This window comes from Bacillus sp. EU63 (genome assembly GCF_038592915.1).
Taxonomy (GTDB): domain Bacteria; phylum Bacillota; class Bacilli; order Bacillales; family Bacillaceae; genus Bacillus; species Bacillus velezensis.
Window position 1 is genome coordinate 2,910,307 of sequence record NZ_CP151944.1, and the last position, 18,606, is coordinate 2,928,912.

An 18,606-nucleotide genomic window follows, 5' to 3' on the forward strand; every position below is an offset into this window, starting at 1 on the left:
AGTTTCAGCAGACCTCCGTACCTTTTGGCTCCTCTTTTTCAGAGGGGTCTTTTTTTCATGCCGTATCTTCAAGCAAATACGTTGTGAGGCGGCAATCCGCCTGATATTCTTGTCATATACAAATTCACAGGAGGCATGATGTATGAGCAAAAAAATCGCAGTTCTGATGACAGATCAATTTGAGGATATTGAATATACAAGCCCGGCGGAAGCATTTAAAGAAGCGGGCCACAGTGTGGTGACAATAGATTTAGAAGCAGGGAAAGAAGTGACGGGCAAGCACGGTGAGAAAGTAAAGATTGATCAAGCGATCTCAGACGCAGACGCCAAGGAATTCGATGCGTTATTGATTCCCGGAGGCTTTTCACCGGATCTTCTGCGCGGAGATGACCGCCCGGGTGAATTCACTAAAGCATTCGTGGAAGATCAGAAACCTGTTTTCGCAATCTGCCACGGCCCGCAGCTGCTGATTGATACCGACCTTCTTAAAGGAAAAGATATCACGGGATTCCGCAGCATCCGCAAAGACTTAATCAATGCCGGCGCACATTATAAAGATGAAGAAGTCGTCGTGAGCCATAACATCGTAACGAGCAGAACACCTGACGATTTGGAAGCCTTTAATCGTGAATCATTGAACCTGCTGAAATAAGAGAAAAAAGCACAGACCCGTTCAGTCTGTGCTTTTTTTATGGATTGATAAAGAAACACCAATAGTTAGACCTATTCTCTTCCCCATCCATAATAAGTAAAATTAAGAGTGGGTTTTTCGACACTCGACAGGAGGTTCGCTATGTGGATGATCATCTTGCTGCTTATCATTTTAATCGGTTTTACCGGTAATATCATCTCGCTTTTGAGAGCGCAAAGACACGCATCTCAAAGAATAATTGAGCTTTTAGAAAAGCAAAGCCGAAAATAATCTGTTAGCGCTGTGTTACCCATAATAGTAATAATAATTCCGGCAGATTTCCTGAAATATGATTTGATGCCCTTTCTCGTTCGGATGAAGACCTTCTGACATGCACATGCTGCGGAAAGCGGGATTATACGGGTCGATGAGATCTGTATCAAACAGGTCGGCATACGGTACAGAGAGGAGTGTGCAGGCTTCTTTTTGGGCTTTCACATAGTCAGCCAGCTTCAGGCCCAGTTTATTTTTATCAGTATCACGGCGGACGATTTTTCCTTTTGATATTTTTGCTTGTCTCGTTGGGGTCACCACAATGATGCTCGCGCCTTTATTTCCGCCCCGCAGCTGCTGGATCACTTGGCAGAAGCCTCCGTAAAATGTGGTGATATCCTTTTCATCTGTGCCGATGGGAATGTGGTTGCACCAATCATCATCTGTTCCCTGGACAATGATGACATCATGTCCCTTTGTTTTAAGCGCCTGCTGATAAATGTTACCGCTTCCGTTGTTGCTCATGTTAACGCCGCTGACAGACAGATTGGTTATTTCAGCGTTTGTCCGGTCTTTCAGAATGTCACCAAAGCCGTATTCCGCACGCAGCCCCCGGGCGACGCTGTCACCTAAGATCGCGATTTTTGAAGCCTTCCGCAGCCTGCTTATGCTGATGAAGTCAACGCTGATATGCCCGCTGTCCGTGATATGCAAAAGCTTGCTGCTTATGTTTGGCAAAGAGACTGTCTTTCCTTCAGAGTTATAAAAATCCTCATTCAGCTTCATTCGGCGTCATCCCTTCCTTTTTATCCTCCGGCATCTTTTTTGACATAAAAAACGGACACGAACAAACAGCGCCATGTTGTCAGTTCAGTGTCCGCGGATGATGATACCGGATCTTTTATGCAGTTCTCTTGCCATTATAGCAGATCCCCGTTACTTGTAATAGAGTCTGCAGTCAGCATTTAAAACAGCGTTTGCGGGTGCGTTTTTGATGAGACCGTCTGCTGCGGGAACGGTGTGTCCGGCGATGCGTCCGTCTTCTGCTGCGGGAGCGGTGTGTCCGGTGATGCGTCCGTCTTCTGCTGCGGGAGCGGTGTGTCCGGTGATGCGTCCGTCTTCTGCTGCGGGAACGGTGTGTCCGGTGATGCGTCCGTCTTCTGCTGCGAGAACGGTGTGTCCGTTTTCTGCTGCGGGAACGGCGCGAACATTTTTTAGAAACCGGTTCTTGGTATAAATACTCCCCTAAACCTTCTCTTTCCGCAACGGCAACTCCATGTTCAATTTCTTTAACAGAAATAGCGTTCAATTCTGTTCACCTCCCTTTTTCTTTACAACATAACGTATGAAATGTATCCCTCACGTGTATAAGCTTCTCTCTCATATGAGCGAGAAATGGACATTTATACAACAAAAAGACCCGTGGGAACGGGCCTTTTGCAGGCATTTTGCTGAGAACAAACGCAAACATAAGATCGATTTATTTCTTCCTCTCGCTCTCCGGCTCGGGGTGAATCATTACCTGTGCTTGTTTGAATTCATCCGTAATATCTCTTTCAATGCGGTCACACAGGTCGTGCACGTCTTTAATCGTCACGTGAGAGGGTACGATCAGGTGAAAATCAATATACTCCTGCGGGCCGGAGCGTCTTGTACGAAAATCGTGAATTTCAATAAATTCCTGTTGAAATGTTTCAATAATCTTTAAAATTGTTTTTTCTTCCTCTTCCGACAAACGGGTATCAATCAGCGGCGGGAATGCTTCTTTCATTAACTTAAACGCTTCATATATGATATACATCGCCAGCACCATACCTATAATGGGATCAAGTATGTACCACTCCGTTATGGTAACGACCAAAAGGCTTGCCGCTACGCCTAATGATGTGTACACGTCAGTCAGTAAATGCAGGGCATTTGATTTCATTGCCACGGAATTAACCTTTTCGGCTTCTCTTTTTACGAACTTCGAAACGATCAAATTAATGAGAGCCCCCGCAAGCATCACAACAATGCCCAATACGGGCAGATGAACCGGCGCCGGGTTGACCAGTTTTTGAACGCATTCATATATCATCCAAATCCCTGCCGCAAAAATCAGAATCGTCTCGATGGTCCCCGACAGATTCTCGACTTTTCCATGACCGTACGGATGCCCTGTATCAGCCGGCTTTTTTGAAATCCTGACGGAGATAAAGGCGATGAAGGCGGCGATCAAATCTAAAAAAGAATGAATGGCTTCAGAAAGTATCGCGACAGATCCGGTTATTATCCCCACCACTATTTTGAGCATGACGACCAGGGAATTGCTTATAACCGATAAAAAAGCGATTTTAGAGGTGTTTTCCACCGTAATCCTCCTCTTTTTGACTTCTTGTATTTATCGTATCAAACGGCATTCGTGTGGGTCTACGGCAACGTTTTTCACAAAAGCCATACATGTAACTCATCATAAACTAAGTTGGAAAGCGACAAAACAGGCGAACCTTTCTTTCAGCACTCAAGTCCCATTGACAAGATATAACCGCTTACATTATAGTAGTTTCATGAATAACCACTACGGAGGATGTTTATGGACGATGTTCTGAAAGAATTACAGAAGTTTGGATTTTCTCAATATGAATGTAAAGCATATATCGGCTTGTTGAAACACTCGCCTGTTACCGGATATGAAATCAGCAAAAGGTCAGGCGTCCCCCGCTCAATGATCTATGAAGTATTGGGGAAATTAGTTGATAAAGGCGCTGTCCATATTGTGCCGTCTGATCCGGTTACATATGCCCCGCTGGCCGGAAAGGAATTAATCGACCGGCTCCGGCACGATTTCGAGAGCTCATTCGGCTACCTTGAGGAAAAGTTATTGGCACTGGAAAGCGAGCAGGAGATGAATGTCATCCGCCGCATCAGCACGAATGATCATGTCATCAATGAGATGAAGGATATGATTGAAAAAGCCGAGGAAGAGTTGTGGCTGTCTGTCTGGGAACAGCAGATTCCCTTTATTCAAGAAGCCGCTAACAAACGCGCCGCCGAACAGTTGCCCGTCTTTTCGATTGTATTCGGCCCTCCGGAAGTGAAGCTCGGAAATACGACAAATCATAATATGTCTCCTGAAGTAGCGGAGAAGCGGATGGGCGGAAGATTAACGATAGCTGCCCGCGATAATAAAGAAGTCTTAATCGCCAATTTTTCTCCGCAGACGAATGCCTGGGCCATTAAATCAGAAGATCCCGCTCTCGTTCTCGTGGCCATGGAATATATGAGGCACGATCTGATGTTCGCGGAGCTTGTGAAAGAAGTAGGGGCTGAAAAAGTTGAGGGCCTGATGAAACAAAACCATTCGTTATTTCATGTCGTCACCGGAAATCGGTTCATATAAATGTGAACCGTATTTTCTTTGATTTTTTCATTAGTCGTTATCATTATAATCTCTATGAAAGGAGTATAAAAAATGATTAACACAGAAGTGCAAAAAACCGCCGTTTCCCGGGAAATGAACGATACGTTTTTACAGGGGGTGCGGGATTGTGTGCCTACGCTGCTGGGCTATATGAGCATCGGTTTTGCTTTCGGCATCGTTGGCGTTGCCTCTCATCTAAGCATTCTTGAAATTTGTTTGTTATCTTTGTGTGTCTATGCCGGCGCCGCCCAATTTATTATTTGCTCGCTCCTTGTTTCCGGGAGTCCTATTTCCGCCATTATTTTAACGACGTTTATCGTCAATCTGCGGCACCTTCTGCTGAGCCTGACCATCGCGCCGTATTTCACGAAATACTCTTTGCTGAAAAATATCGGCTTCGGGGCTTTGCTTACTGACGAATCTTTCGGGGTAGCGGTGAACAAAGCGGCTCAGAACGGCAGGTTATACGATAAGTGGATGAACGGTCTCAATATAACCGCTTACGTGTGCTGGGTTATTTCCTGCGTGATGGGCGGGCTTCTCGGACAATGGATATCTGATCCTTACGCGCTCGGCCTGGACTTTGCTTTGCCCGCTATGTTTGCGGCGCTGCTTGTGCTGCAATTGCAGTCGTCCGCTTCGGAAAAGCTGAAGCACAGCCTCTCCTTAATTCTCTATATGATCATTTTTATGGTCTTGTTATCGTATTTCGTCCCGTCACACATCGCGGTTATCGCCTCAACCGTGATTGTGGCAACGATCGGGGTGGTGACGGACAAATGAGCATCAGCACACAAATGATCTGGATTATACTCGGCTGCATGATTGTTACACTTGTGCCGCGCATTGTTCCGTTTATATTTGTCCGGAACATTCAGATGCCTGAGTTGGCTTTAAAATGGCTCTCCTTTATTCCGCTTTGTATTTTGACGGCTCTGGTAACGGAAAGCATGATTGTGAAAACAAACAGCGCTTTGACCTTTGATTGGAAAGCAATGATCGTTCTCATCCCGACATTGCTTTGCGCGATGCGGACAAAAAGCTTATCCATCACGGTCATCACAGGAGTCGTGCTGATGGCCGCCGTCAGGCTGATATGGTGACAATCAAAAGCCTCCATTCCGCAGAATGGAGGCTTTCCCTTTATGATGTCGGATTTTCTTCTTCCGTCTCTGATTCCTCGGCTTTGGCTTCGGCGTTTATGCTTTGCTGCTGTTCCCAATGATCCCGCTGCAATCTTTCTTTTGCGATGGTAAACATGAAATTCACGGCGCAGCACCCCTTCCCTGTTTTGCTTATACTATGTACTGTACTCATTTCCCCGTGCAGTATTCACAAAACATAAAAAAGCAGCCTGCCGCATTGAGCGGCCGGACTGCTTTTTATTTTCAGTACGTGATCAGGAAGTATTTTTTCTTTCCGCGGCGCAGTACGGTAAATTGATCTTCAATGCGGTCTTCCGCAGTCAGAAGATGCCCGATGTCCGTCTGGCGCTCGCCGTTAATGTAAACAGCTCCGTTTTGAATGTCTTCGCGGGCCTGCCGTTTTGAAGGCGACAATTTAGATTCCACAAGCACGTCTACTAAAGACAGTTCTTCAGAGCGGTCTTTTTCAAACGAAGGTACATCTTTAAATCCTACCTTGACGTCTTGAGCGGAAAGCTCTTTAATATTGCCGCTGAATAGCGCCTGGGAGATATGAACGGCCTGCTCAAGCGCTTCGCGGCCGTGTACAAGAACAGTCACCTCTTCGGCGAGACGTTTCTGCGCTTCTCTTTTCTCAGGAGCCGTCTCCGTTTTTTCAGCATAAGCTTCAATTTCCTCTTTTGACAAGAAAGTAAAGTATTTTAAGTATTTGACGACGTCGCGGTCATCTGTATTGATCCAGAACTGGTAGAATTCGTACGGCGATGTTTTTTCTTTATCAAGCCAAATGGCGCCGCCTTCCGTTTTGCCGAATTTCGTGCCGTCAGCTTTTGTGACGAGCGGAATGGTAAGACCGAAAGCTTTCGCCCCTTCTTCTTCTGATTTTCTGATCAGTTCAAGACCGGCCGTGATGTTGCCCCACTGGTCACTGCCTCCGATTTGGAGTTTGCAGTTCTTTTCTCTATACAGATTCAGAAAATCGTAGGATTGCAGGATCATGTAGCTGAATTCTGTGTAAGAAATTCCGGTTTCAATTCTTGAGCTTACAGTATCTTTCGCAAGCATGTAGTTAATTCCGAAGTTCTTTCCGACGTCACGGAGAAATTCAATAATGCTCAGCTTTCCGATCCAATCAAAGTTGTTCGCTATGACAGCGGGGTTTTCTCCGGCCTCGAAATCTAAAAATCGGGAAAGCTGATTTTTAATTTTTTGCGACCATTCGACAACGATATCCTGAGTATTTAACGTACGCTCCGCTTTTTTGCCGCTCGGATCGCCGATCAGTCCCGTCGCGCCGCCTACAAGCGCAATCGGATGGTGGCCTGCAAGCTGGAAACGGCGCAGTGTCAATATCGGCAGAAGGTGTCCGATGTGCAGGCTGTCAGCCGTCGGGTCAAACCCTGAGTATAAACGGATTTTTTCTTCGTTCAGCTGTTTATTCAGTCCTTCTTCATCCGTCATTTGCTGGATTAAGCCGCGGAATGATAAATCCTCTAATAAGTTAGTCATTTTGTCTGCTCCTTTGTTTATGAAAATAAAAAACGCCCCTTCGTTTAAAACGAAGGGACGATATAATCGCGGTACCACCCTACTAATAAAAGCATAAAAAAACTTTTATCACTCTTTTTGATAACGGACCGTGTCCGTTCTTTCACTACTGAAAGCCTTGGAATGGCTTTGTTCGCAAAAGCGGTTCATGAGTGTATTCGGCATATCTTATGTGCTGATTTTCACCGGCCATCAGCTCTCTTGAACAATCAGATACCCTACTTGTCTCAATCAAAACCTTTTCGTATGAAGCTTACTCATTTTTAACATAAATAAGATACGATGTCAACGCCGTCTTTAATCTTCCATTGTGGACAGGTCGCCTGCCGGCAGGTTCAGCTCCCACGCCTTCAGCACACGTCTCATGATTTTTCCGCTCCGTGTTTTCGGAAGTTTATCTTTGAATTCAATTTCCCGCGGTGCGGCATGCGCGGCAAGCCCCTGTTTTACAAAGAGGCGAATGTCCTCCTTCAGCTGATCGGATGGCTCATGCCCTTCTCTGAGCGCGATAAACGCTTTAATAATTTCTCCCCGGACAGGGTCCGGCTTTCCGATGACGCCGGCTTCGGCAATCGCCGGATGTTCAACAAGTTTGCTTTCGACTTCAAACGGGCCGACGCGCTCGCCGGATGTCATGATGACATCATCGACTCTGCCTTGGAACCAGAAATAACCGTCTTCATCCATATAAGCAGAATCTCCGGAAACATACCAGCCGCCCGGCATGAAATAAGAATCATATTTCTCTTTGTTATTCCAAATGGAATCCATCATCGACGGCCAGCCCTTTTTAATGGCGAGATTTCCCATTCGGTACGGCGGAAGCTCATTTCCCTGATTGTCAACGATCGCCGCTTCCACTCCCGGAATCGGTTTCCCCATTGAACCCGGCTTGATCTCCATGCAAGGATAATTGCAGATGAGCTGTCCGCCCGTTTCTGTCATCCACCACGTGTCGTGGATGCGCTTGCCGAATACTTTATGTCCCCACTTGATGACCTCGGGGTTCAAAGGTTCTCCGACACTCAGGACGTGACGAAGTGAAGTAAGATCAAATTTGGATGCCATTTCATCTCCGGCGCCCATAAGCATTCTGAAAGCCGTCGGAGCGCTGTACCAGACGCTGACACCGAGCTTCTCAATCGTGCCGTACCAGTTTTCCGGACTGAACCTGCCGCCTACGATCACATTCGCCGCTCCGTTCAGCCACGGCGCAAATATCGCGTACACCGTCCCGGTCACCCAGCCCGGGTCCGCAGTGCACCAGTAAATATCGTCTTCTTTAAGATCAAGCACCCACTTGCCGGTCTGGTATTGCTGAATCATGGCTTCATGAACGTGGAGCACACCTTTGGGCGTTCCGGTAGATCCTGATGTGTAGTGAAGCAGGTAGCCGTCTCTTCTGTCCATCCATTCAATATCAAGTCTCGTGCTTTCTCCCTCAGCCGCTTTATCATAATGGATGATTTTATCTCCCGCTTCTTTGCTGCCGCCGACAATGAAAATATGCTCGAGGTCGGGCAGGCTGTCCGCCGGAATCCGTTCGGCCAGTTCAGGTGTCGTCACGACAACCTTTGCCTGGCTGTTCAAGAGGCGGTCTTTGACGGCGCCTTCCATAAACGCTTCAAATAAAGGGCCGGCGATCGCACCGATTTTAATTGCGCCGAGCATGATAAAGTAAAGCTCCGGCGAACGCGGCATGAAAATAAAAACGCGGTCCCCTTTTTCCACGTTTCCATACCGTCTCAGTACATTTCCCGCCCGGTTCGATTCCTCCATCATTTCTTTAAATGTGTATTTTTCATCCCGGTTTGCGTCCTTGTAATACAGCGCTACTTTGTTTTTTCGAAATGATTCGGCATGACGGTCAATTGCTTCATACGCCGCATTCAGCTTCCCCGTCTGATGCCAGGAAAACTCCGCTTCGACCTCTTTCCAATCGAAGCTGCGGTACGTTTCCTCATAATTTCGCAGATGATAATTCCCCTTTTCCGCCGGCAACGCTTTCAAATTCATGCAACATCCCCCTTTGCTTATCTATAGACTAATTATAGTAGATGTTCACAGTTTTCTCAATTTTTAAAATATAAATTACAACACTATTGAAAACGCTTTATATTTTGTTATGCTTAAGAGAGATGTGTTTTTATTAAGAACCGACAGGCGGTGAATCAGTGAAACATCATAAAACGTACCATTCTTCATCAATTCAGACAGCAGCCGGCCCTCTTTTAGTAGAAGGGCCCGTTCCTCCAAAGGACCTAGCACAGTATGAGTTTCATGAAGGCCTGACAGCCTTTCGCCTTCCTCATGAACAGCACAAAGCGTTAATCGAGATCGCCGGGCTTCCTGAAGGTCGGATCATTATCGCCAGGGACGGACAGACGATTATCGGCTATGTGACGTATTTATATCCTGATCCGCTTGAACGGTGGTCTGACGGAAATATGGAAGACCTCCTTGAACTCGGGGCGATCGAGGTCGCTCCCGGCTACAGGGGCTGTTCTGTCGGAAAAACGCTGCTGACAGTCAGCATGATGGATGAACAGATGGAACGGTACATCATCATGACGACGGAATATTACTGGCATTGGGATTTAAAAGGAATGAAAAAAGATGTGTGGGAATACAGAAAGATCATGGAAAAGATGATGAATGCCGGGGGTCTTGTCTGGTTTGCAACGGATGAACCGGAAATCAGCTCTCATCCGGCCAATTGTCTGATGGCCCGCATCGGCAGGCACGTCAGTCAGGAGTCAATTGAACAGTTCGACAGGCTTCGTTTTTATCAGCGATTTATGTATTGACTGACATACAAAGGGGATAAAAAGATGATTGCAGAACAAATCATGAAACGGGACGTCATCACCGTCTCAAAACACGACTCCATTGAAACAGCCGTCCGTAAAATGAAGGTATATCATATCCGCCATCTCCCTGTCATCGACGACGAGCTGCACGTCACCGGTATTGTCACAGACAGAGACATTAAACAGGCCGGCCCCGGCAGCTTCGAACAAAAGGAACGCGGCGCGTTTCTGACAAACAAAGTGGAGACCATTATGAAGCGGAATGTCATCTGCGCCCATCCGCTTGACTTTGTGGAAGAAATATCCGCTTCCTTTTATGAGCACGGCATCGGCTGTCTGCCGATTACGGTAAATCATAAGCTGACGGGCATTTTAACGAAAACCGACGTGCTCCGGACTTTCGTCAGCCTGACAGGCGCGGCCCAGCCGGGATCACAGGTGGAAATCCTGGTGACGGATATGACAAAAAGTCTTGCTGATCTCAGCTGCATGTGCCGTGATCTTCAGCTGCAAATCCTGAGTGTGCTCGTCTATCCCCATGATTCCGCCGGGTCGAACATTCTCGTCTTCCGGGTGAAGACGATGAATCCGCTCCCTTTTATCCGTGCCGTTCAAGAAGCCGGATACAATGTCTTATGGCCGAAACATTTGAGGGATCAGCCATGAGAGACAGCGTTTTTGTTTACTCGCCTTCTTATCAGACGTATCAATTTCATCAGGAACATCCGTTCAATCAGCGCCGCGTGCTTTTAACATACGATCTGCTTCAGGCGGCGGATGCGTTTGACGAAGGAGATATCGTCACACCGCGCACGGCCGCTAAAGAAGAGTTGGCTCTCGTTCATACGGAGGATTATATACAGGCGGTGGAACTAGCGGGTGCGGGCCGGCTCCCTGCCGCGGAAGGAGAAAGCTACGGTCTCGGAACGGAAGACACTCCCGTTTTTGCCGGCATGCATGATGCCGCGTCACTTCTGGTGGGCGGCACCTTAACGGCGGCTGATTATGTCATGACGGGACAAGCTAGGCACGCCTGCAATTTAGGAGGCGGCCTTCACCACGGCTTCCGCGGCAGGGCCTCAGGCTTTTGTATCTATAATGACAGCGCCGTGGCCATCCAATACATCCAGAAGAACTACGGGGCAAAAGTGCTATACATTGATACAGACGCTCATCACGGCGACGGCGTTCAATTTACGTTTTACGACAGGTCTGATGTCTGCACTGTTTCTTTTCACGAGACCGGGCGTTATTTATTTCCCGGGACGGGGCAGGTACTGGAAAAAGGAAGCGGACAAGGCTACGGCTATTCTTTTAACATTCCGCTGGACGCTTTCACAGAGGACGATTCCTTTCTGCACGCTTACAAAACGGCCGCCTCAGAAATCGCGGCTTTTTTTAAGCCGGATGTCATACTTACCCAAAACGGTGCGGACGCCCATTATTACGACCCATTGACACACCTGTCCAATACAATCTCCATTTATCAGGAGATCCCGCGGCTCGCTCATTCATTAGCCCATCAATATTGCAGCGGCAGATGGATCGCGGTCGGCGGCGGCGGATACGATATTTGGAGAGTCGTCCCGAGAGCATGGAGCCGCATTTGGCTTGAGATGAAAGGGATTGATCCCGGGGAGCGCATACCGCAGAAATGGATTGATAAATGGCAGAAGCACTCCCCCTGCACGTTGCCCGCTTTTTGGAGTGATCCTGAACAATTATATCCTCCGATTCCCCGCAAAGAAGAAATTTCAGAAAAAAATGCCCAAACCGTGGAAAAAGCACTTTTTGCCATCCGGTCTGAGCAGCGGTATAAAACAAAATAAAAACGACCTTATGAGGAGGTCGTTTTTTTGATCACAATTTCTACACGGCGGTTTTCTTTCATATGTCCGGGACTTTTGTTGTCCTTCACAGGTTTCGTATCCGCATACCCGGCAGAGATAAACCGTTTGGCGGAAAAGTCTTCATTCGCGGTAAAATACCGGATCACACTCGCCGCTCTTGCAGACGACAGCTCCCAGTTCGACGGAAATTGATAGGTGGAAATCCGGCGGCTGTCCGTATGGCCTTCTACCTGTATGTCATTCGGAATTGTTTTTAAAAGCACCGCGATCTGATGCAGAACCGGCTCGGCGTTTTTCAGCACATCCGCTTTTCCTGTCTGAAACAGAACGGCCTCCTGCAGCACCAGAACCACTCCGCGCTCATCGCGCTTCGCCGTCAATTTCGAACTCAAATGATGCGCTTTTATGTATGTCTTCACGTTTTGTAACAGCAAATCCTGTTCTTTATTTTCGTTTGCTTTGTCTGATGACGCCGGTTCACCCCCGCTGCCGTTTGTATGAATCGATGAAACGGCAGATTGAAATTTTTCCGCGTCTATTTGCGACATCGAAAAAAGCAATATAAAGAACACGAGAATGAGCGTGATCAAGTCAGCGAACGTCACCATCCATCTTGGTGAACCGCCGGAATGTTCCGGTTTGTTTCTTCTTTCAAAACGCTCTTTTCTAAGCTTCATGGACAGCGCCCTTTTTCTTGTTCGCAGGCTGTCCTTTACGCCAGTCTTCTCTTGAGCTGAAGACGACAAGCTGACTTTCGAGGTTGCGGGGATTTTTGCCCGATTGGATGCCGACAACCCCTTCGATCATGACCTGTTTGATGAAAATTTCACTTTCCGTTTTTTCTTCAAGCTTTGCCGCGATTGGGATAAATACCAAGTTGGCAAGCAGCGCTCCGTACAGCGTCGTCAATAGCGCAACGGCCATGTTCGGTCCGAGGGTATGCGGGTCATTTAAGTTTTTGAGCATGAGAACGAGCCCGACGAGCGTCCCGATCATTCCCCAGGCGGGTGCGAAATCACCGGCTTTTTCAAAAACGCGTCTTCCTTTTCTGTGTCTTTCTTCCATCGCGGCGATCTCAGAATCCATCACCAGCCGGATCGTTTCCTCGTCCCAGCCGTCAATCGCAAGCAAAAGCCCTTTTTTTAAAAACGGATCCTTGATCTCACGCGCCTGGTCATCCAGAGACAGAAGCCCCTGCCTGCGCGCCTGCTCCGAAAGGCTGACAAATACTCTGACAAGCTCTTTCACATTGTCATCCTGACGGGAGAATACCTGTTTCAGAACAGAAGGGGTTTTCTTTAAATCCCTCGGCGGAAAACTGATAAAGATCGCCGCAGCAAGGCCGCCTGTGACGATTAAAAAAGAAGTCAAATCTAAAAATGAACTGATTCCCGCCAGTCCCGTCCCTGACAGAATACCGATTGCGACAATAATACAGCCTAACATAAAGCCAACGGGCGTCAGATAATCAAAACGTTTCATATCTTCTCCTTACTCAAGTAAAAAAGCAAGATTCCACCCCTCAGAGTGAAGCTTGCTTTTCCGTTTTTTTATGACTTGGTTGATTGTCTTAATTCGATGCGGTGAGGCAATTCGACGATATGCTCTTCAACCGGCTCTTTGTTCATCAGTTTTGTCAAAAGTCTCATCGCCACGGCGCCGATATCGTACGTAGGCTGCACGACTGTTGAAAGCTGAGGGCGGACCATCAGGCTCAATCTCGTATTGTCAAAACCGATAATATCAAGATCATCAGGTATCGAAAGACCTTGATCTTGGGCCGCATGGATAATGCCGAGGGCCATTTCATCCGTCGCAGAAAGAATCGCCGTCGGTTTCCGGTCAAGGCCCATCAAGCTTTGAAGCGCCTCCATACCGGAATCATAGGTGTAATCGCCTTCCGCTACGAATTGCTCGTTAAACGGAATCGCCGCTTCTTCAAGCGCCCGTTTGTACCCTTGCAGTTTTTTCGAACGGTTGATCGGCTCTTGCATCGGTCCGGAGACGAATGCAATATCGCGATGCCCTTTATCAATAAAAAGCTTAACGGCATCATAAATCGCCTGTTCATAATCAATGGCGACAGAAGGCGTCTCGCCCTGTTCTTCCACTGATGCCGCCAAGACGATCGGCACAGGAGAGCGCTTAAATTCTTCGACATGCTCGTCCGTAATGTTGCCGCCCATAAATACGATACCGTCCACTTGTTTGCCAAGCATCGTATTTAACAGATGCAGTTCTTTCTCAAGATTTTGGTCCGAGTTGCTTAAAATAATATTATATTTGTACATCGTCGCGATATCTTCAATTCCACGCGCAAGTTCAGAGTAGAAAATGCTTGAGATATCAGGGATGATGACGCCGACCGTTGTCGTTTTTTTGCTTGCAAGCCCTCTTGCCACCGCGTTCGGGCGGTAGCCGAGCCGGTCAATGGCTTCCAATACTTTTTTTCTGGTCGTCGGTTTTACATTCGGGTTGCCGTTCACGACGCGGGAAACAGTCGCCATACTGACATTTGCTTCTCTGGCCACATCGTATATCGTAATGTTGCTCACTGAAACCACTCCTTTTACTGGATACACTTATCCTTATCTATAGCATAAACACTTTATGTAAAGAAATGTCGTACGATTTCGCATTCTGTCGTTTATGATTGTAAGCGTAAGTCAGTAGTGTACATTATTTTTCATTATTCATCAAATTTAAATATCTCTCATGAAATTATACACGTTTTTCCCAGTGATGAAAACGTTCACTTTCATTTTATAATTAAATAAAATGAAGATACGAAAAAAAGCCGCGCGAGGCGGCCTTTAAAGAGCGGAACATTGTATTATGCTTTTACTTTCAGCATCGGCTTTAATTCGTTCAGCCATTTCTCGAATTCAGGGATATCCATCTGCTGCGCAGAGTCTGACAGGGCAACGGAAGGATCAGGGTGAACTTCGGCCATCACGCCGTCAGCGCCGATCGCAAGCGCCGCTTTTGCTGTCGGAAGCAGGAGATCGCGGCGGCCTGTTGAGTGTGTGACGTCAACAAACACCGGCAAGTGAGTTTCCTGTTTCAAAATCGGCACGGCAGAAATGTCGAGCGTGTTTCTCGTTGCCGTTTCGTACGTTCTGATTCCGCGTTCACAAAGAATGATTTGGTCGTTTCCTTGTGACATGATGTATTCAGCTGCATTGATAAATTCTGAAATTGTTGCGGCAAGACCGCGTTTTAACAATACCGGCTTTTTAACGGAGCCGGCGGCTTTCAGCAATTCAAAGTTTTGCATGTTCCGCGCGCCGATCTGAATGACGTCAATGTAATCAATCGCTTGCTCAATGTGGGCGGGCGTTACGATTTCACTGATCACCGCGAGGTCATATTCATCAGCGACGCGTTTGAGAATTTGCAGGCCTTCTACACCGAGACCTTGGAAATCATACGGACTTGTGCGGGGTTTAAACGCGCCCCCGCGCAGGATTTTAATGCCTTGTTTTTTCGCTGCGGCCGCGACTTCGGCAACCTGCTCATAGCTTTCTACGGCACAAGGTCCGACGATGAATCTCTGATCGCCGTCACCGATTTTTTCGCCTTTAATGTCAACGATCGTATCTTCTGCTTTTTTCTTCCGGGAGACGAGCAACGCTTTGCTGTGATCCTCTTCTTGAAGTTCAAGTCCGGCTTTGAAAATTTCTTTGAAAATATGCTGGATCGTTGAGTTTTCAAATGGGCCGTCATTGCTTTCAATAATGCGGTTAAGCATTGTACGCTCTCTGACAGGGTCAAATCGGTTGACACCCTGTGCTTCCTTTGCTTTACCGATTTCTTTTACAACGGCTCCGCGTTCATTGATTAATTTAAGGATTTCTAAGTTTAGTGCGTCTGCCTGCTGTCTTAGGCTCTCTAATTCCTTGTTGCTCATCTTTTTCATCCCTTCTATGCTATGTTTTATTTTAATGGTTAACATGCATCTTACTACAGTTATGCGAAAATAGGAATATGAAATAATAAATTTTTTCACATTCGACTTTATCACCAAAACGCTTTTAAGCTTTTATGCGTTGAAGCAGTATATATTGATATCCTACATGATCCGGCTGAAATGATCAATAGTTTTTTTCAAAAAAAAAACCGCCGGTATCAACCGGCGGCCAGCAATTATGAAAGGTGCTGCTCTATTGCGTTTTTTGTGATTTGTGAATGAGACGCGTGCCATTTCACTTCGCCGTTTGTAATAACGAATACTTGCGGGCTTTCATGTTTCACGCCGTATGTCTCGGCGATATAGTTTGAAAGCGGCCGGCTGTCCTGCACATGCAGGTAATAAGAAGGTACTTCTGAATGCTCCGATGCAAAGGCGTCAAACTCCTGAAACGCGGCTTGGCTGATCGGGCAGGTTGTGCTGTGTTTCAAAAACACGAGCGTGTTTTCTTTCTCAGCGGCATTTTTGAACTCTTCTTCAGATGATATCAGCTGTTTTGTCATGTCGGTTATCTCTCCTTATTGAAGGTCAGCGATTTGCCTGACCGGCTTTTTCCCCGGCGTCTTCCGCTTCGGCCTTGATGCTTTGGGCCGTGTCCTGCATTTCGCTTCTCGTCTCTTCGGCTTTCTCGGTTAGTGTGCTCTTAGAACGGTCTTTTAAATCCTTCACTTTATTCATAATCTGGCCTGACTGATCAGCTACCAGCTGGGTGATATTAGATGTTTTGTCCTTGGCGATGCTGACATATTGAGAGCCTTTTTCTTTCGCATCGGCCGTCATTCTGTCCGTCTTATCCTTTAACGCAGAAGCCTGACTGCCGAGATCGTCGCGCAGCTCCTTACCTGATTTAGGCGCCAGAAACAACGCCGTTGTCGCGCCGATAATTCCCCCGATCAGCGTTCCGATTAAAAAATCCTTACTATTGATTCCATCTTTGCTCATTATGATTCCTCCTTAGTGGATTTTTCTTATGATTAAAGCGATGTTTTTTTCTTTTGCTTCCACTTGTCCCATATTTCCATAGCGGCCTGGCTCCAGGTGACAACCTGACTGATCTTATCCTGATTCTCTCTTACAGAGGCCGTAACGGAACCTGCTGCCTGCTTTATGGATGTATTAAACTGCTGGACGGAAGTTCCCACTTCCTGAACAGCATGGACAACCGTATTTAATTTCTCTGATTTTTCCTGAATGTCTTCCGCGAGACGGTTTGTCTTATGTAACAGCTCGGTTGTCTCTGCGGTAATGCCTTTCATCTGCCCTTCAAGGCCGTCTAAAGTCGAGGCTACGTTTGTTAAAGTCATCTGCACGGACTTTAATGTTTTGGACAGATAGATGACGAGGATGAGAAATGCAACGGCAATGAGTGCGACGCTTAAGTAAAGAATGATGATCATCTAATACCTCCTTATAATGCAGGATATAGTGGTATATACCTAATTCTCAAAATGATAAACATATATGAAAGGTCTGTATGTATACTATTTCTCCGTTTATCGGTAAATCCCTTTTGCAGCACGCGCAAAAAAGCAGTGAGAGCCCCACTGCTTTTTTGTTACGCTATGACGTTTTCATAGGCTCTCATATATTTTTGAATGTCTCCGGCGCCCATGAAGATCAGCACTGCGCCTTCATGCGCTTTTAACACGGATGTGTCATTTTCTTCAATGAGTTCTGCGTTATCGATTTTTTCCTGAAGATCCGTGATCGTGAGCTTGCCGACGTTCTCGCGGGCAGAGCCGAAAATGTCGCACAGATACACGCGGTCGGCCGCGCTTAAGCTTTCTGCGAATTCATCCAGGAATGATTGCGTCCGTGTAAACGTATGCGGCTGAAATACCGCGATGATTTCACGTTCGGGATATTTTTGGCGCGCCGCCTCAATCGTGACTTTGATTTCAGTCGGATGGTGGGCGTAGTCGTCGATCAGTACCTGGCTGCCGATCACTTTTTCATTGAATCTGCGTTTGACGCCGCCGAATGATTCAAGTCCGAGCTTAATCATGTTCACGTCTATCTCTTCATAGTGGCAGAGCGCAATGACCGCTAAGGAATTGAGGACATTGTGATGGCCGTATGCCGGGATGTAGAACGTATCGTAAAACGTATTGCGGACAAAGACGTCAAATGTCGTGCCTTCCGTATTTTTTACGATGTTTCTCGCTTGAAAATCGTTTTCTTCTCCCGTGCCGTAATACACGACAGGCACATTGGCGTGAATTTTCGGCAGGTACTCGTCATCACCGCAGGCAATGATGCCTTTGTTGACTTGAAGCGCCATGTTTTGGAAAGCATCAAACACATCGTCAATGTTGGCGAAATAATCAGGGTGGTCAAAATCAATATTCGTCATGATCGCATAATCAGGCTGATAGCTTAAGAAATGACGGCGGTACTCGCAGGCTTCAAATACAAAGTATTCGCTGCTTTCATTTCCTTTGCCCGTTCCGTCCCCGATAAGAAACGAAGTCGGCTTCGCTTGCTGCATCACGTGTGCTAAGAGGCCCGTTGTGGACGTCTTTCCGTGTGCGCCCGTTACCGCGACACTTGTATATTTTTTCATGTATTCAGCTAAAAATTTATGATATCTGATAACAGGAATCCCCTCAGCAAGCGCCTTTGCGATTTCCGGATGAGAATCAGGGAATGCGTTTCCGGCGATTACCGTTAAGCCGGGTTTGATGTTATCGGCGCTGAACGGATAGATCGGGATATTTCTTTTTTCAAGGGCAGCCTGAGTAAAAATCTGCTTCTCGATATCCGATCCCTGCACCTGATATCCTGTATCATGCAAGATTTGAGCAAGCGGGCTCATACCTGTCCCTTTTATTCCAACAAAATGATAAACAGTCATAATCGTACCTCCAACAAACGTCTATCTGTTCCCCAGTATATGACGCTCATTTCATTTTGCGACCGCCGCGGGCAAAAAGCCCAAACAGCGGCGCTTCCATTTATTTTTACGTTATCGTCAGTATC

General features: G+C 46.9%; 22 protein-coding genes and 1 other annotated feature. Of the genes, 8 read left to right on the forward strand and 14 right to left on the reverse strand.

The window, feature by feature from the left end; all coding sequences use genetic code 11:
• Positions 1-142: 142 nt before the first annotated feature.
• Together NYE38_RS14445 and NYE38_RS14450 are read left to right on the forward strand one after the other, a co-directional pair.
• Positions 143-652: a type 1 glutamine amidotransferase domain-containing protein gene (locus tag NYE38_RS14445; protein WP_017418377.1), complete on the forward strand. Its 510-nt coding sequence runs from the start codon at positions 143-145 to the stop codon at positions 650-652.
• Between the two features lie 141 nt (positions 653-793).
• On the forward strand, positions 794-922 hold the full coding sequence (locus NYE38_RS14450) for a hypothetical protein (RefSeq protein ID WP_014721673.1): 129 nt from the start codon (positions 794-796) through the stop codon (positions 920-922).
• A 15-nt stretch (positions 923-937) separates the two neighbouring features.
• Here the strand turns inward: NYE38_RS14450 and NYE38_RS14455 are convergent, their stop codons facing one another.
• The 3 genes from NYE38_RS14455 to NYE38_RS14465 all read right to left on the reverse strand — a co-directional run bounded on the left by NYE38_RS14455 (position 938) and on the right by NYE38_RS14465 (position 3,254).
• The gene (locus NYE38_RS14455; RefSeq protein WP_025649729.1) at positions 938-1,690 is read right to left on the reverse strand and encodes an SGNH/GDSL hydrolase family protein; all 753 of its coding nucleotides are present in this window, start codon (positions 1,688-1,690) and stop codon (positions 938-940) included.
• A 179-nt stretch (positions 1,691-1,869) separates the two neighbouring features.
• Positions 1,870-2,115 (reverse strand): hypothetical protein, encoded by a 246-nt coding sequence (locus tag NYE38_RS14460; RefSeq protein WP_237587108.1) that lies wholly within the window; start codon positions 2,113-2,115, stop codon positions 1,870-1,872.
• Positions 2,116-2,384: 269 nt separating this feature from the next.
• On the reverse strand, positions 2,385-3,254 hold the full coding sequence (locus NYE38_RS14465) for a cation diffusion facilitator family transporter (protein ID WP_017418380.1): 870 nt from the start codon (positions 3,252-3,254) through the stop codon (positions 2,385-2,387).
• 222 nt (positions 3,255-3,476) lie between these two features.
• On the opposite strand from NYE38_RS14465, the gene NYE38_RS14470 reads away from it, so the two are divergent.
• From NYE38_RS14470 to NYE38_RS14480, 3 genes are all read left to right on the forward strand, one after another.
• On the forward strand, positions 3,477-4,283 hold the full coding sequence (locus NYE38_RS14470; protein ID WP_025285117.1) for a helix-turn-helix domain-containing protein: 807 nt from the start codon (positions 3,477-3,479) through the stop codon (positions 4,281-4,283).
• 72 nt (positions 4,284-4,355) lie between these two features.
• On the forward strand, positions 4,356-5,087 hold the full coding sequence (locus NYE38_RS14475) for an AzlC family ABC transporter permease (RefSeq protein WP_021494461.1): 732 nt from the start codon (positions 4,356-4,358) through the stop codon (positions 5,085-5,087).
• Positions 5,084-5,407 (forward strand): AzlD domain-containing protein, encoded by a 324-nt coding sequence (locus NYE38_RS14480; protein ID WP_007408767.1) that lies wholly within the window; start codon positions 5,084-5,086, stop codon positions 5,405-5,407. Before NYE38_RS14475 ends, NYE38_RS14480 begins: the two co-directional genes overlap by 4 nt.
• Before the next feature lie 40 nt (positions 5,408-5,447).
• Here NYE38_RS14480 and NYE38_RS14485 read toward each other — a convergent pair whose 3' ends face one another.
• The 3 genes from NYE38_RS14485 to acsA all read right to left on the reverse strand — a co-directional run bounded on the left by NYE38_RS14485 (position 5,448) and on the right by acsA (position 9,013).
• Entirely contained in the window at positions 5,448-5,573 is a 126-nt protein-coding gene (locus NYE38_RS14485) for a hypothetical protein (protein WP_007408768.1), read from the reverse strand.
• Positions 5,574-5,692: 119 nt separating this feature from the next.
• Positions 5,693-6,958 carry a tyrosine--tRNA ligase gene (tyrS, locus tag NYE38_RS14490; protein ID WP_007613147.1) on the reverse strand — a complete coding sequence of 422 codons (1,266 nt, stop codon included), beginning with the start codon at positions 6,956-6,958 and terminating at the stop codon, positions 5,693-5,695.
• Positions 6,959-7,008: 50 nt separating this feature from the next.
• Positions 7,009-7,241 (reverse strand) — a binding site (T-box leader).
• Between the two features lie 53 nt (positions 7,242-7,294).
• The gene (acsA, locus tag NYE38_RS14495) at positions 7,295-9,013 is read right to left on the reverse strand and encodes an acetate--CoA ligase (RefSeq protein WP_017418382.1); all 1,719 of its coding nucleotides are present in this window, start codon (positions 9,011-9,013) and stop codon (positions 7,295-7,297) included.
• A 158-nt stretch (positions 9,014-9,171) separates the two neighbouring features.
• On the opposite strand from acsA, the gene NYE38_RS14500 reads away from it, so the two are divergent.
• The 3 genes from NYE38_RS14500 to NYE38_RS14510 are packed head-to-tail and all read left to right on the forward strand — an operon-like array spanning position 9,172 to position 11,636.
• Positions 9,172-9,804 carry a GNAT family N-acetyltransferase gene (locus NYE38_RS14500; RefSeq protein WP_003152390.1) on the forward strand — a complete coding sequence of 211 codons (633 nt, stop codon included), beginning with the start codon at positions 9,172-9,174 and terminating at the stop codon, positions 9,802-9,804.
• A gap of 24 nt (positions 9,805-9,828) precedes the next feature.
• Positions 9,829-10,473 (forward strand): acetoin utilization AcuB family protein, encoded by a 645-nt coding sequence (locus NYE38_RS14505; protein ID WP_025649732.1) that lies wholly within the window; start codon positions 9,829-9,831, stop codon positions 10,471-10,473.
• Positions 10,470-11,636 carry an acetoin utilization protein AcuC gene (locus tag NYE38_RS14510; protein ID WP_014418653.1) on the forward strand — a complete coding sequence of 389 codons (1,167 nt, stop codon included), beginning with the start codon at positions 10,470-10,472 and terminating at the stop codon, positions 11,634-11,636. The genes NYE38_RS14505 and NYE38_RS14510 overlap by 4 nt, the downstream gene beginning before the upstream one ends.
• An 8-nt stretch (positions 11,637-11,644) precedes the next feature.
• Here the strand turns inward: NYE38_RS14510 and motS are convergent, their stop codons facing one another.
• The 8 genes from motS to murC form a co-directional block, all read right to left on the reverse strand.
• Positions 11,645-12,334 (reverse strand): flagellar motor protein MotS, encoded by a 690-nt coding sequence (gene motS, locus NYE38_RS14515; RefSeq protein ID WP_003152387.1) that lies wholly within the window; start codon positions 12,332-12,334, stop codon positions 11,645-11,647.
• Complete coding sequence (gene motP, locus NYE38_RS14520; protein ID WP_007408775.1) at positions 12,324-13,139, reverse strand: flagellar motor protein MotP; 816 nt, start codon at positions 13,137-13,139, stop codon at positions 12,324-12,326. The genes motS and motP overlap by 11 nt, the downstream gene beginning before the upstream one ends.
• A gap of 68 nt (positions 13,140-13,207) precedes the next feature.
• Positions 13,208-14,212 (reverse strand): catabolite control protein A, encoded by a 1,005-nt coding sequence (gene ccpA, locus NYE38_RS14525; RefSeq protein ID WP_003152385.1) that lies wholly within the window; start codon positions 14,210-14,212, stop codon positions 13,208-13,210.
• Between the two features lie 278 nt (positions 14,213-14,490).
• Positions 14,491-15,567, reverse strand: coding sequence for a bifunctional 3-deoxy-7-phosphoheptulonate synthase/chorismate mutase (locus NYE38_RS14530; protein ID WP_003152383.1), 1,077 nt, complete (start codon positions 15,565-15,567; stop codon positions 14,491-14,493).
• A gap of 236 nt (positions 15,568-15,803) precedes the next feature.
• Positions 15,804-16,130 carry a bacillithiol system redox-active protein YtxJ gene (ytxJ, locus tag NYE38_RS14535; protein WP_017418385.1) on the reverse strand — a complete coding sequence of 109 codons (327 nt, stop codon included), beginning with the start codon at positions 16,128-16,130 and terminating at the stop codon, positions 15,804-15,806.
• Positions 16,131-16,155: 25 nt separating this feature from the next.
• Positions 16,156-16,569 carry a YtxH domain-containing protein gene (locus tag NYE38_RS14540; protein ID WP_003152380.1) on the reverse strand — a complete coding sequence of 138 codons (414 nt, stop codon included), beginning with the start codon at positions 16,567-16,569 and terminating at the stop codon, positions 16,156-16,158.
• Positions 16,570-16,601: 32 nt separating this feature from the next.
• A complete protein-coding gene (locus NYE38_RS14545) occupies positions 16,602-17,024 on the reverse strand; it encodes a DUF948 domain-containing protein (RefSeq protein ID WP_007408777.1) in 423 nt (140 codons plus the stop codon).
• A 158-nt stretch (positions 17,025-17,182) separates the two neighbouring features.
• Positions 17,183-18,481 (reverse strand): UDP-N-acetylmuramate--L-alanine ligase, encoded by a 1,299-nt coding sequence (murC, locus tag NYE38_RS14550; RefSeq protein ID WP_017418386.1) that lies wholly within the window; start codon positions 18,479-18,481, stop codon positions 17,183-17,185.
• Positions 18,482-18,606 lie beyond the last annotated feature (125 nt).